Annotated in this window: 10 protein-coding genes; 9 read left to right on the top strand and 1 reads right to left on the bottom strand. The window is 36.9% G+C overall.

Going from position 1 to position 14,303, the window contains the following annotated elements; genetic code table 11:
- Positions 1–73: 73 nt before the first annotated feature.
- The 6 genes from CW736_RS02515 to rlmN all read left to right on the top strand — a co-directional run bounded on the left by CW736_RS02515 (position 74) and on the right by rlmN (position 8,423).
- Positions 74–2,083 (top strand): DUF3857 domain-containing protein, encoded by a 2,010-nt coding sequence (locus CW736_RS02515; RefSeq protein ID WP_101012409.1) that lies wholly within the window; start codon positions 74–76, stop codon positions 2,081–2,083.
- Position 2,084: 1 nt separating this feature from the next.
- Positions 2,085–2,414 carry a nucleotide pyrophosphohydrolase gene (locus CW736_RS02510; protein ID WP_101012408.1) on the top strand — a complete coding sequence of 110 codons (330 nt, stop codon included), beginning with the start codon at positions 2,085–2,087 and terminating at the stop codon, positions 2,412–2,414.
- A gap of 3 nt (positions 2,415–2,417) precedes the next feature.
- Positions 2,418–3,710 carry a 3-phosphoshikimate 1-carboxyvinyltransferase gene (locus tag CW736_RS02505; protein ID WP_101012407.1) on the top strand — a complete coding sequence of 431 codons (1,293 nt, stop codon included), beginning with the start codon at positions 2,418–2,420 and terminating at the stop codon, positions 3,708–3,710.
- Positions 3,711–3,777: 67 nt separating this feature from the next.
- Positions 3,778–4,830, top strand: coding sequence for a tRNA preQ1(34) S-adenosylmethionine ribosyltransferase-isomerase QueA (gene queA / locus CW736_RS02500; protein ID WP_101012406.1), 1,053 nt, complete (start codon positions 3,778–3,780; stop codon positions 4,828–4,830).
- A 155-nt stretch (positions 4,831–4,985) separates the two neighbouring features.
- On the top strand, positions 4,986–7,295 hold the full coding sequence (locus CW736_RS02495) for a T9SS type A sorting domain-containing protein (protein WP_101012405.1): 2,310 nt from the start codon (positions 4,986–4,988) through the stop codon (positions 7,293–7,295).
- Between the two features lie 72 nt (positions 7,296–7,367).
- Positions 7,368–8,423, top strand: coding sequence for a 23S rRNA (adenine(2503)-C(2))-methyltransferase RlmN (gene rlmN, locus CW736_RS02490; RefSeq protein WP_101015002.1), 1,056 nt, complete (start codon positions 7,368–7,370; stop codon positions 8,421–8,423).
- A gap of 57 nt (positions 8,424–8,480) precedes the next feature.
- Here rlmN and CW736_RS02485 read toward each other — a convergent pair whose 3' ends face one another.
- Positions 8,481–9,812 (bottom strand): aryl-sulfate sulfotransferase, encoded by a 1,332-nt coding sequence (locus CW736_RS02485; RefSeq protein WP_157810867.1) that lies wholly within the window; start codon positions 9,810–9,812, stop codon positions 8,481–8,483.
- A 304-nt stretch (positions 9,813–10,116) separates the two neighbouring features.
- Between CW736_RS02485 and CW736_RS02480 the strand changes: the two genes are divergently transcribed.
- From CW736_RS02480 to der, 3 genes are all read left to right on the top strand, one after another.
- Entirely contained in the window at positions 10,117–11,193 is a 1,077-nt protein-coding gene (locus tag CW736_RS02480) for a T9SS type A sorting domain-containing protein (protein ID WP_101012403.1), read from the top strand.
- Positions 11,194–11,353: 160 nt separating this feature from the next.
- A complete protein-coding gene (locus CW736_RS02475; protein WP_101012402.1) occupies positions 11,354–12,331 on the top strand; it encodes a polyprenyl synthetase family protein in 978 nt (325 codons plus the stop codon).
- Positions 12,332–12,549: 218 nt separating this feature from the next.
- A complete protein-coding gene (der, locus tag CW736_RS02470) occupies positions 12,550–13,854 on the top strand; it encodes a ribosome biogenesis GTPase Der (RefSeq protein ID WP_101012401.1) in 1,305 nt (434 codons plus the stop codon).
- The last annotated feature ends 449 nt before the right edge of the window (positions 13,855–14,303 follow it).

Raw genomic sequence — 14,303 nt, 5'->3', positions numbered from 1 at the left:
TATCTTTTTTGAAGGCCATCATAAAAAACACTTAGAAACGGAGCTCACCTAAAGCTATATTAAAATTTAATTAATGAGGATAAAATTATCATTTTTAGCATTGATTTTCAGTATTTTAGGCTATTCCCAAGATATGAAATTTGGAGAAATTTCAAGTACGGACTTTGAATTAAACGCTATTGATTCTTTAGAACATGACGCAATTTTAATTTATAGGAATGTACATATTAATTTTGATTACGTCCAGGGAAAAGGTTTTATTCAAAAACGTGAAGTTCGTGAACGGATAAAAATTAATAATGAAAAGGGAATTGATTTTGCCACAAAAAAGATTCGATTGTGGAATAGAAACAGTAAAACTAGGGAAAAACTTAAGGGGTTAAAAGGAGCTACTTTTAACCTTGTTAATGGAGAAGTACTTAGAACTAAATTGAAAAGCTCTGGAGTATTTGATAATGAGTTAGACGATCGATGGAAAACAGAAACATTTACAATGCCTAATGTTCGTGCAGGTTCAGTGATAGAATATACATATGTTATAACCTCTCCATTTCCACAGATTGATGACATCAACCTGCAATATGAGATTCCTATCTTAAATTTAAATGTAAAGGTTGAAATGGTAGAGTACTACCTCTATAATGTCTTATTTAATCCTCGTGCCTCTTTTACTCCAAAATTTGAAACAATATCAATGAATAGAACTGTTAATCTTAATTCAAAAACAAGAACATATAACAGCAATGTAGCAACAACCAATTTTTCAAATGAAAAGGTAACTATGGTTAACCAGATATATACTCTTTTTGAAAAAAATGTTCCGGCTATTGAAGCAGAACCTATGTCTGGCAATCTTGATAATTATAGGTCCAAAATGATTGTGGAATTATCAGGTACTAGATTTCCTAATTCTCCTATTGAAAATTATAGTACCACTTGGGAAGCCGTTGCCAAAACCATTTCGGACGACGTAAATTTTGGTGGCCAATTGAATCGAACTGGTTTTTATAAAAATGATTTAAAGGAGGCATTGAATGGTCTGCAAAGTGATGTTGAAAAAACTTCGGCCATTTTTCAATTGGTTAAATCGAAAGTGAAATGGAACGATTATTATGGCAAGTATGCCATGGAGGGAATAAAAGAAGCTTATAACAAAGGTTCTGGAAACGTTGCCGATATCAATTTGTTACTCGTATCCATGTTGCGTAAGGCAGGTATTCAAGTTAACCCAGTTTTGATAAGTTCTAAAAACAATGGGATCCCTTTATTTCCTACTAATGATGGGTTTAATTATGTTATTGCTCATGTAAATATAGACGGTTTATTTTACCTACTGGATGCTACAGAGCCATTTACTGCGCCTAATATTTTACCTTTAAGAGTTATCAACTGGCAAGGAAGACTGATAGGAGAGAATGGAACCTCTCGATGGATCAGTCTCAAAAATGAAAAAACTTCTAGGGAAATAACAGCAATAAACGTAAACTTAAGTGAAGATATGTCTTGTACAGGTACCATACAAAGACGTCAAACAGAAAATATAGCATATACAACAAGATCCAAATATGCACTGTCTTCAGATAAGGGTTTGATTACCTACTTGACAGATGAGAACAATGGTTTAACAGTAAGTAATGAACAAATAGGAGGTCTTAAAAACCCTTATAAACCACTTACGTTCAAGTACGAAATTGACTACCAGGGTGCCGCAGAAAAAATAGGAGATAAAATTTTTATCAACCCACTATTATTTGAATCGACTGATAATAATCCGTTTAAGAAGGAATCGAGGAAGCTTCCTGTAGATTTATTGTACCCATATCAAAAAAATACTATGGTTACTATTACAATTCCTGATGGTTATGAAGTAATCACCTTACCTGAAAGCCAAAAATTTGTTTACGGCGATGAAATAGGTACCTATACCTATTTAGTAAAGTATCTTGATAATAAGGTGTCGACAAGAGCTACCTTCGATATGAAGTCCTCTATTGTCTTACCAGAAGAGTATAAATATTGGAGGGAATTCTATAGTTCCATAGTGAGTAAAGACGCTCAAAAAATAGTCCTAAAGAAAATCTAACATGAGTATAAAAAAATCACAAGAACAAGTTGACGAGTGGATTAAGAACCACGGAGTGCGTTATTTTAATGAACTCACTAACATGGCACAGCTTACCGAAGAGGTGGGAGAAGTAGCCCGTATTATTGCCCGTCGTTATGGAGAACAAAGTGAAAAAGAGAGCGACAAAAATAAAGACTTAGGAGAAGAACTGGCGGATGTTATGTTTGTCGTACTTTGTCTAGCCAATCAAACAGGCACAGATCTGGAAGCCGCGTTCAATAAAAAACTCCAAATAAAAACCGAGCGCGATCACGACAGGCATCACAATAATCCCAAATTAAAACCTTAACTGATGGATGTGAGATTGTCTAAAGTATCCTCGACTAAAAGTAACATGGAGTTCCTTATTTCTGGTTCTAAAAGTGAAAGCAATCGCTGGCTGATCCTTCAAGCGCTTTATGAAAATTTAAAGATTCAAAACTTATCAGACAGTGATGATAGCGACCACTTAAGTCAGGTGCTTCAGAGTCAGGAAGCTGTTCTAGACATAGGTCATGCGGGTACGGCAATGCGTTTTGGCACCGCTTTTTTTGCCATTCAAGAAGGAAGAGAGATCACACTTACGGGAAGCGATCGCATGAAACAGCGCCCTATAGGCATACTAGTAGAGGCACTCAATAAGTTAGGGGCCGATATTTCTTATCTAGAAAAGGAAGGTTTTCCTCCTTTAAAAATAAAAGGTAAAAAAATAAAAGGAGGCAAGCTTTCTATAGATGGGAGTGTTTCTAGTCAATTTTTAACCGCTTTATTACTGGTGGCACCTAGCTTTGAAAATGGGTTAGAACTTAATATCTATGATCAACTCACTTCTAGACCTTATTTAGAAATGACCATAGATATTCTAAAACAATTGGGTGTAAACATCAGCTTTGAATCGATCACCACGCTGCTGAAGAGGTCTGCCAATAATAAAGAAATAGAAATCACCAACGAAGTGGTTCAAGTACAGCCGCTTTTACAAACTGCTTTAGAGGAGGCTAGGGTAGAAAGCGATTGGAGTAGCGCTGGGTATTGGTACAGTTGGGTAGCCATGCAAGAGCCTGGATATAAGATGCACCTGTCTTTTTACAAGAAAGACTCCTTACAGGGAGATAGCGAACTGGTCTCTATTTACAAACCACTTGGTGTCACAACTGCTTTTAATAAGAAAGGAGTCCAGCTCATTAAAGTGAACCAGCAGTTGCCAGATACCGTTATGTTGGACCTGACTAACGAGCCAGATCAAGCGCAAACTATATTTGCAACTTGTATAGGGTTAGGGGTAAATGCTCATTTAACAGGCTTGCATACGCTTAAAATTAAAGAAACAGATCGTATAGAGGCTATGAAGGCAGTCGGATCCCGCTTTCGCGAAAGCGTCATTAAAACAACAGATCATTCCATACAACTACATTTTACATCTCCAACAAGCTTTCATAAAGAGGTTGTGGTAGATACCTACCAAGATCATAGAATGGCAATGGCTTTTGCGCCACTTTCTATGAAAACAGATGTGATTATTAAGGATGCTATGGTGGTTACTAAGAGTTATAAAAGCTTCTATAAAGATCTTAAAAAGGTAAATGTAAGTATTACAGAAATTTAACTCACTTTTTACTTGACAAGGCCTATGCTCAAATTGTATATTTGCAGCTTATCATAAAAATGAATTAATGAAGTTATCACAATTTGGATTCGAGCTTCCAGAAGATCGCATCGCACAACATCCAGCAGAAAACAGAGACGAGTCTAAGTTGATGGTTTTGCACAGGAAAACCGGTGAAATTGAACATAAGATGTTCAAGGACGTTATCGATTACTTTAATGAAGATGACATCTTTGTGATGAACGATACCAAGGTTTTTCCAGCCAGATTATATGGTAATAAAGAAAAAACAGGAGCGAGAATAGAAGTTTTTCTTCTCAGAGAATTGAACCCAGAGACAAAATTGTGGGATGTTCTTGTAGATCCTGCGAGAAAAATAAGAATAGGAAATAAATTATACTTTGGCGAGGATGAAAATCTCGTGGCTGAGGTGATCGATAACACCACCTCCAGAGGACGTACTTTACGTTTCCTTTATGACGGTAGCTATGAAGAATTCAGACAAGCACTTAAAGAATTAGGAGAAACTCCGTTGCCTAAAGAATTAAATAGAGATGTAGAACCTGAAGATGAGGAGCGTTACCAGACTATTTTTGCAGAAAAAGAAGGTGCCGTAGCAGCGCCAGTTGCTGGGCTTCACTTTTCAAAACATCTATTAAAAAGACTTGAAATTAAAGGAATCAAAAGAACTGCTGTAACCATGCACATAGGTCTTGGGACCTTTGCTCCGGTTGAAGTAGAAGACCTCTCTAAACACAAAATGGATAGCGAGCAAGCCTTTATCACTCAAGAAACTTGTGATATAGTAAACCATGCTATAGATACTAGAAAAAATGTTTGTGCCGTAGGAACAACTACGATGCGTACCTTAGAAAGTGCTGTGAGTAGTGATGGCCATTTGAATACTTTTAATGAATGGACGAACAAATTTATTTTTCCTCCTTATGTTTTTACTATAGCAAATAGCATGATCACTAACTTTCATCATCCTAAGTCTACTTTAATGATGCAAGCCGCAGCTTTTGCAGGTTATGATTTTCTAAATGAAGCTTATCAAGTAGCTTTAAAAGAGGGTTATAAATTCAGTACCTACGGAGACGCGATGTTAATTATAGATTAATCAGTTGCTCAACGCATTAATTTTAAGGTCCTCACTCCATAGTCCATTGATTTAGAAGGTGAATTCTTACATTTTTATTTAAAACCCTATTGAATATTAATTCATTAGGGTTTTTTTATGATTGTTTCTTATCTTGTCCCCATAAAATCTAAAACATGAAAAAAATTACCTTCCTGCTAGTTTTGCTTGTTGGGCAAACCATACTAGCTCAGATCGATTCTTCGGGGCCACAGCCATTGTCTTGGAAATTAACGACGGCCTATGATGCACCAATTGAAAAATTCAAAAATGTTCCTTTTGATGAATTAGCCAAAGAAGATGCTAAAAATGATTTAGATAAAAGTATTCCATGGAGATTTGGATATGATTTTTCAGCAAATATTGATCCTGATACACATGGTCAAAAAATAATTCTAGATAATGGTGACCAACTTTGGAGAGTTAGAATACAGTCCCCTGGAGCTAAAACTATCAATATCTTTTTTGATTGGTTTGATTTGAGACCAGGAGCATGGATGCGAGTTGCCTCTCACGATAAGAGCGACCTTTCTAAGTTATTTACCTATGAACAGAATAATGTCAATAAAGCTATAGGAATATGGCCAGTAGAATCTGATGATGTATGGGTAGAGTTTTACCAGCCTCAAAACAGTATAGGTCAGAGTAGATTAGAAATAGGGAATGTGGTACACGGTTACCGTACGGCTACAGATTTTAATGAAGCAAAAGCTTTAAACGATTCAGGAGATTGCAATCAAGATGTAGATTGCGATATCACGCCATCTGGTGCAGACCCTTTTAGTATCGATCAAGTTAAAGAAGATGTAAAGAAAAGTGTTGCCATGCTAGTAAGTGGGAATACAGGTTTTTGTACAGGATCTTTAATCAATAACACAGCAAACGATGGAGCGCCTTTATTTATTACTGCAAATCACTGTGGAAATTCAGTGGCAGGTTGGGCATTTCGTTTCAACTGGAGAAGCCCTACACCTTCTTGTGCAACAACAACAGCTAGTCCTAATGGAACCTTTGATCAAACAGCTTCTGGGGCCACTTTATTAATGAATAATAGTGGTAGTGATATACAGTTAGTAAGAATTACTGATACAGGTTTTTTCAACTCTAATCCAGATGTAGTCTGGAATGGGTGGAATAAGTCGGGTACTACAATCCCTTCCATGCAATTTGGTATCCACCATCCATCAGGAGATATACAGAAAACATGTAGAGATGATCAACCAGCCGCTAAACAAACAACTTCATTTAACGGAGATCCAACTACAGAAGTTTGGAGGATTTCTGATTGGGATTTAGGAGTTACTGAGCCAGGTTCGTCAGGTTCACCTCTTTTCAATCAAGAAGGACAGTTGATAGGTGTTCTTTCAGGTGGTGCAGCTGCCTGTAATGGTACAAATGACAACAATGCCTTTGATATCTATGGTAGATTTGATATCGGATTTTCAGAAGGGACTACTGCAGCAACTAGGCTAAGTGACTGGTTGGATCCAAATAATACAGGTCAGATAACCTTAGGGCAATATCCTCCATTGCAAGTTTTTGCCATAGATGCTAGTGTTGCTATAAATGATGTTCCTGCTGAAGTTTGTTCTGGTGCGATAAATCCAGTGGTTCAAATAACCAATAGAGGCACATCAAATTTAACAAGCGTAGATATTATTTATTCTTATGATAGAGGGGTTACGAATACCACCATTTCTTATACAGGTAGCTTAGCTCAAGGAGCTAGTGATACTGTTAATTTACCTTCTTATACTGTTACAGGGACTACTTCATTAAATGTAAGATTAGAAAATCCAAATGGTGTTCCAGATCAAAACAATACCAATGATACCATTACTGCTGACTTTGATTTGAATAGTGCCCCTTCATTTGCAGCCAATAATACGGTAGTATTTAACATCACGACCGATAATTTTGCTGATGAAACCTCTTGGCAAGTAACAGACAGTTCAGGAGCTATAATTGGATCTGGTGCTTCAGGATCACTTTCTAGTGCAACAACGTACAACCTGCCTTTTAATATTATGGCTGGAGAATGTTATGAGTTTACCATTGCTGACTCTTATGGGGATGGTATTTGCTGTGGTTTTGGACAAGGGAGTTACACATTAACTACAGACACAGGGCTGCAAATTTTTTCAGGTGGAACTTTTGGAGCTTCTGAAGTGACGTCTTTTAAAATAGATAGTACCGCAGGATTAGAAGATGAATTGCAAAATTCAATAAGTATTTTTCCTAATCCATCATCAGGTGTTTTTAATGTGGAATCTGGTCTTGATGCTGTCAAATATGATATTTACGACCTAAGCGGTAAATTGATCACCTCTGGGAATTTAACAAATGGTAGATCTGAAATTAATTTAAATGCTGTTGCAAATGGCCTTTACCTTATAAATTTGTCTATAAATGAGGTTCAAATCACAAAGAAGTTGATTAAGAACTAATAAACTTAAGAATTCATACCAAACGCGTTGCAAATCATGTAGTTTTGTAACGCGTTTTTTTTATACCCTATGTTGAAAGAGAAGAAGAAAGATATCAGAGCCTTAACTAAAGAACAGTTAAGAGACTTTTTTGTAGATAATGGCGATAAGGCTTTTAGAGGTAACCAGATATATGAATGGTTATGGAAAAAAGGCGCGCATTCATTTGATGCAATGACTAATCTTTCTAAAGAAACCAGAGCCTTCTTAGAAGAGCATTTTACCATCAATCATATCAAGGTGGATGACATGCAAAGAAGCAAAGACGGTACTATAAAGAATGCTGTTAAGCTACACGATGGATTAACCGTGGAGTCGGTATTGATCCCAACAGATACTCGAACTACTGCTTGTGTTTCTTCCCAAGTAGGTTGTAGTTTAAATTGTGCCTTTTGCGCTACTGCTAGGCTAAAGCGCATGCGCAACTTGCAGCCTGATGAGATTTACGATCAAGTCATTGCTATAGATCAACAAAGTAGGTTGTATCACAACATTCCTCTATCAAATATAGTATTCATGGGGATGGGAGAGCCCTTGATGAATTACAATAATGTCCTGAAGTCTATTGAGAAAATAACTAGTGAAGATGGATTGGGAATGTCTCCTAGACGCATCACACTTTCTACTAGTGGTGTTCCTAAAATGATGATGAAACTCGCTGACGACGGTCCTAAGTTCAATCTGGCGCTATCCTTACACAGCGCTATCGATGAAAAAAGAACTAAAATCATGCCTTTTAATGAGCAGTTTCCACTTGCTGATATAAAGGAAGCTTTAAAGTACTGGTATGAAAAAACAGGAACAAGGGTTACTTATGAATATGTGGTTTGGAAAGGTATCAACGACACAGAAGAAGATGTGCACGAGCTCGTCAAATTCTGTAAAGTGATTCCTTGTAAAGTAAATATCATTGAGTACAACTCCATAGATGATGATAGGTTTGAACAAGCCAGTAGCAATGCTATTGACATGTATAAAACACTATTAGAACGCAACCGCATCGTGGTTAATGTAAGGCGCAGTAGGGGTAAAGATATAGACGCTGCTTGTGGCCAATTAGCAAATAAACAAGAGGTTATTAAAATATAAAAGCTGGAACTATTCTTGTCTAAAGAACAATTCCAGCTTATTTTTTATACGAGGACCTTAAAGTCCTAAGGCTGTCACTCCTGAGTAATTTTTCTCGTAACTTCTAGACTTAAATCCGGAAGAATTTATTTCTAATACACCATCAACTGCTATCCTGGCATCAAATTCCCAAAGCACTTCATTTTCATAATTTACTTCCCTGATAATATCTCCAGAGTTACTTGTTATTAGCGTATTACCAGAGGCTAGTCTTTGTGCTCCCGAGGTTCTAGGGGAGTAGATCTCATCGCTAGAGTAACTCCATATAGGAGAAGAAGGACTATTCCCCGCAGAAGGTATGGCATCATAAACCCCATCTACGGTAACATTAATATTGATTTCTTTAACCGTAGAGAAATTAGGACCGTCTTGATTGTCAAAAACTAAAAAAGTACCTCTAGATAAACTATTATTACCTACAAAGGTTGCATCATGCTGGTCATGTAACTGTCGGTCAGGGCTTGTTCCAGAATTGTAAGATTCAGGATTTCCCCATCTATAAAGAATTTCTCCACCTTTATTATACCTCCCGCCAGAATTAGAAGCGGCCTCTGCGGTAGTTGTATTGTGATCTATGATGATAAATTCATCAAGTACTCTGCTGTTTAAAATAATTTGATCTAAGGACGGGATATAATCCAAACCATTGACATGAGTGAAATTATCACCTTCTGTAGATTGATTGATGTCAAATAGACTTCCATTACTTGCATCTCCAAAATTGAGTTGGGAAGCATCAAAATCTTGTACCAAATGATCCCATAAAGACCATTCCCAAACAATATTTGCTTGATCAGTGCCTACAGGTTCTATTTCTATTACTTTATCGATGACCAGTCGGTCTGCAACTATAGAATTGGGGTCTCTACCATTTGCAATACAGGTCGCTCTATCTTTAACCACCCATACGGAAGCTAAAATATGCCCGTTAGGCATTAGAGCGATATCGTGATGTAAGGCTTCTGTACTGCTGTCTAAGGTCCATTTCCATATTCGATTATTGTCTTTATCAATGATTTCAATGGCTCCGGTTTTCCCTCCTATAGTAATGCCGTTATCTGCACCAGTGACTATAGAACGCACTACAGAGCCATCTTCCCTTAAATACCCCATTAAGGTAGACTCAGCACTAGACCAACGGTGTAAAACAGTCCCTAATCTATCCATTAAAAATGATGAATTACCTCTAAAGGGAGAAATTAAAACATAATCATCTGTCAGTTGATCTTGATTATAGACGGTTATATTACTCTGGGGGATAACTTCCGGAATAGCAGTAGTGTCGTCATTATCTTTACAAGAATAAAGTAAAACGCAACTAATAAGTATGAAAATTACTTTTGAGTACATGCGGGGAATTTTAAAAGTTAAGAGTTTGATCATTTTTAATCTTGGTATTTAAAGTAAAATAGGAGTACAATAATAAGGATTTGTTGTTACAATTTTATTGCTAATTTCTATTCTTCAGTCAAAGTCGCCTCTATTTTGAATGACTCATAAATATATTTATCAGGTATTTAGGCGAGTACCTCTTCATTCACAGATTGCCTGAATATCTTAGCGATTGAAATTCAAACAGTTATTCTATCCTTTTTAACATAAATTTCATGATCGAGTTCTTTATTTTATTATTTTTACATTAAAATCCAAAACAATGAAAAAAACACTACTCTTAATTAGTGCCATGGTACTAACATTTACTGTTTCTGCTCAAATATTAGAAACAGAGAACTTTAATGCCTTAATGGTTGGTAATGTAGGTACTGTATTTGATGCGACTACAGCAGGCCAAGGCAATTTTTTAACTTTTTCTGATAACGGAGCTCCAGCCACAAGTACCTCTAACAACGCTGGAAATTCTAATTTTCAAATAGCAAGCACTGGCGCTACGACCAATTCATTTGATCTGACATCGCCAAATGCGGTTGGAGGAGTTAGATTTATGTGGAAAGATGGTGGAATGGGCACCCAATGGGCAGGGAGAACAGTTGGGAACGACGTGATTGAACTAGAATACACTTTTAATACTGGAGCTGCTACTACAAGTCGTGGTAACTTTGGTGTACGTATCTATAGCGCAGCTGGTAATGCAACGGTTGGATATGGTTATAATGCAGACACTCGAGTACTTAATGGAATCGCCTATTTAAATAATGGGGGTACCCCAGGAACATTTAATATTAATTTTGCTGCTGGTGGTTTGGTTTTAAATCAAAATACCTCTTACACGATTGGATGTTCTTACAATACCGTAACAGGAGAAGTATTGTGGAAGACAGATGCTAGTACAGCTTCAGCAGGATTGCCGAATACATTATGGATAACAAGTCAGGTACCAGACGAACTTGATTTTGTATCTTTTGCTAGTCAAGCTGATCCTAATGCAATGCCAGCAACCGTAGCTAATGCAAGCGCTTCAACTGTAAGTTTTGATACTTACCAAGTAAAGGCAACTGCAACCAGTAACTTGTTGAGCACTGAAGAAGACCAGTTCAATGAAATCAGTTTAAAAGTATATCCTAACCCAACGACTGACATCCTTAACATTACTAGTGATACTCAGCAATTCACGACTGTAGATATCGTAGACCTTAATGGAAGGTTGATCAAATCACTTGAGGTAGATACAAATAACGTAACTGCTAATGTTCAGGAATTGAAACCAGGACTTTATATTTTGAACATTTCCAATAAGGAAGGAACTGTTTCTAGAAAGTTTATAAAAGAATAAGTTAGTACTTATACTAAGCTTACAATTTTAAAAGGTAGCCTTCAAAAGAGGTTACCTTTTTTATTTGCCCGATTGTATCCTTAGGTTATCGTTAACTTAAGTCTAAATGTTAAGTTAGGGTTTGTCATTTAAAATGTTACTATCATTATATTTGTAACTTATGAAAATTGTGGAGCAAATTAAGGAGCCTATAGCTCATGAAATGGAACTTTTTGAAAAGAAGTTTCACCTATCTATGGCCTCTCGTATCGCATTGCTCAACCGTATTACTCACTTTATAGTAAATCGCAAAGGAAAACAAATGCGTCCCATGTTTGTCTTTCTAGTAGCAAAGATGGTGGGGAATGGACAAGTTAATGAACGTACCTATCGCGGTGCATCCGTAATTGAATTAATTCATACCGCTACTTTAGTTCACGATGATGTGGTCGATGATAGCTTAAAGCGCAGGGGGTTCTTCTCGGTTAACGCTTTATGGAAAAATAAAATTGCTGTATTGGTAGGCGATTATTTACTATCTAAAGGGCTATTGCTCAGTATTGATAACAAAGATTTCGATCTGTTACAAATTATAAGTGTCGCAGTGCGTGAGATGAGTGAAGGAGAATTGCTGCAAATAGAAAAGGCGAGAAGATTAGATATTACCGAAGAGGTGTATTACGACATCATAGGTAAAAAGACCGCTACTTTAATTGCCGCCTGTTGTAGTCTGGGCGCTTGCTCTGTTGCTCCAAATAGTGAGGATGTAGAGAAAATGCGCAAATTTGGGGAGCTTATAGGTGTTGCATTTCAGATTAAGGATGACCTTTTTGACTATGGCAATCAGCGTATAGGAAAACCTACGGGCATCGATATCAAGGAACAAAAAATGACCTTACCACTTATTCACTGCCTGCAAACAGCTACTCCCAAAAATAAAAAATGGTTGATCAACTCTGTTAAAAAACACAATCGAGATAAAGCAAGAGTACGCGAGGTCATTGATTATGTGAAGGATAACGGAGGGCTGGATTACGCCATTACCGCCATGTACCAGTACAAGCAAGAAGCATTGGAGATATTAAACACTTATCCGCATTCGGTATATAAAGAGTCGCTTTTGAAGATGGTGGATTATGTGATCGATCGTAAAAAGTAAGGAATTCTTCTCTGTAATTAATAGAGTCATCCCCGCTGCGGGTCACTCCTTTTTTTTGTAACTAAAACAGGTTTGTAACTAAAACAGCAAATTTTATATCTGGTTGAGTAGTTTGTATTTATTCCGCTTTCGCGAAAGCGGAACATTTATGAAACATCTTATTAAAGCAACTGCTCTGATACTCAATAAAAAACTACCTTTGCAAACGCAAAAAACGCATCATGAGTATAGTAGCAATTGTAGGAAGACCTAATGTAGGGAAGTCAACTCTTTTTAATCGTATGATTCAAAGAAGAGAGGCGATTACTGATTCCGTAAGTGGTGTCACAAGAGACAGGCACTATGGAAGAAGTGACTGGAATGGTAAAGAGTTTTCTCTTATCGATACCGGTGGTTACGTGATAGGAAGTGAGGATGTTTTTGAAACAGAAATCGACCATCAAGTAGAGCTCGCCATAGACGAAGCAGATGCTATTCTTTTTATGGTCAACGCAGAAGATGGAATCACCCCTATGGATGAAGATGTTTCTAAGCTATTGCGTAAAGTGACAAAGCCTGTTTTTCTCGTTGTTAATAAAGTAGATAACAACCAGCGCGAACAAGATGCCTATGAGTTTTACAACCTAGGTCTAGGAGAGTATTACTCGATTTCTAGCATGAATGGAAGTGGGACTGGAGATTTACTTGATGACCTAGTAAAAATACTGCCAGAAACCGAAGAGGAAGTAAGAGATGATCTACCACGATTTGCTGTAGTAGGAAGGCCTAATGCTGGTAAGAGTTCTTTTATCAATGCATTGATAGGAGAAGAGCGGTATATTGTTACTGATATCGCAGGAACAACTCGCGATTCTATAGATACAAAGTACAATCGTTTTGGTTTTGATTTTAACCTGGTAGATACTGCTGGAATTAGAAGAAAAAAGAAAGTACGTGAAGATTTAGAGTTTTATAGTGTGATGCGTAGCGTTAGAGCTATTGAGCATTGTGATGTTTGTATCGTTATGCTAGATGCAACAAGAGGTTTTGATGGACAGGTACAAAATATATTTTGGCTGGCACAGCGCAACAGAAAAGGTATTGTGGTACTGGTTAATAAATGGGACCTAGTAGATAAGGAGACCAACACAGCTAAGGAGTACGAAGCGAAGATCAGACAGGAAATGGAGCCGTTTACTGATGTGCCTATTGTCTTTATATCGGTGCTGAATAAACAACGTATACACAAAGCTATAGAAACGGCAGTTACGGTTTATAATAATCGTACTAAAAAAATAAAAACTAGTCAGCTTAATGAGCTATTGCTTCCATTAATAGAGAAGTACCCACCGCCATCATTGAAAGGGAAATTTGTAAAAATTAAGTTTGTTACACAATTGCCTACACCGCAGCCACAGTTTGCTTTCTTTTGTAACTTACCTCAATATGTAAGAGATAGCTATAAAAGATATCTGGAAAATCAGCTGAGAAAGCATTTTGATTTCAACGGTGTGCCCATCAGCGTTTATATGAGAAAGAAATAATCAGTTTTGAGATTGACATAAAAAAAGCATCCTATAACAGGATGCTTTTTTTATGTCTTTTTTTTTTAAAGGAGCTAACAAGAAACGAACTATAAGAGACTTGATAGGTTTGAAATTTGCTAAGGAGAAGGCACTGTAAAGCTCTAAGCTTAAGTTATACTCAATCAAATAATCGATAAACGGTATAGCATCACTCATTATTTTTTACAGATACCGGAAGCTTGATTTTACAGCAGGACTTCATACCTAGTTTTACGTATAAGCTTTCAAAATTTGGACGTATGGACCTTATACGGCAAAGGGCTTTTAATGAGGTGGAGTGATGCAACTATTCTTCTTCCTTTTTTATTTTAAAAAGCAGCAGCATATAAAGCTGATTACCCGGCTGAAAAGTGACGTGTTTATTTGAAATTCAACTTAGAAAAGTTAAAAAAGCAAATCTGCATTTA

It is taken from the genome of Nonlabens sp. MB-3u-79, from assembly GCF_002831625.1.
Lineage (GTDB): Bacteria > Bacteroidota > Bacteroidia > Flavobacteriales > Flavobacteriaceae > Nonlabens.
Note: the sequence above shows the minus strand (reverse complement) of the source record. Positions and strands in the feature narration are given on the sequence as shown.

Excerpts from the sequence above, each read along its gene's own strand:
- CW736_RS02475 (WP_101012402.1), top strand. The coding sequence starts at position 11,354 with ATGAAAATTGTGGAGCAAATTAAGGAGCCTATAGCTCATGAAATGGAA.
- CW736_RS02505 (WP_101012407.1), top strand. The coding sequence starts at position 2,418 with ATGGATGTGAGATTGTCTAAAGTATCCTCGACTAAAAGTAACATGGAG.
- CW736_RS02480 (WP_101012403.1), top strand. The coding sequence starts at position 10,117 with ATGAAAAAAACACTACTCTTAATTAGTGCCATGGTACTAACATTTACT.
- CW736_RS02485 (WP_157810867.1), bottom strand. The coding sequence starts at position 9,812 with ATGTACTCAAAAGTAATTTTCATACTTATTAGTTGCGTTTTACTTTAT.
- CW736_RS02510 (WP_101012408.1), top strand. The coding sequence starts at position 2,085 with ATGAGTATAAAAAAATCACAAGAACAAGTTGACGAGTGGATTAAGAAC.
- CW736_RS02495 (WP_101012405.1), top strand. The coding sequence starts at position 4,986 with ATGAAAAAAATTACCTTCCTGCTAGTTTTGCTTGTTGGGCAAACCATA.
- queA (WP_101012406.1), top strand. The coding sequence starts at position 3,778 with ATGAAGTTATCACAATTTGGATTCGAGCTTCCAGAAGATCGCATCGCA.
- CW736_RS02515 (WP_101012409.1), top strand. The coding sequence starts at position 74 with ATGAGGATAAAATTATCATTTTTAGCATTGATTTTCAGTATTTTAGGC.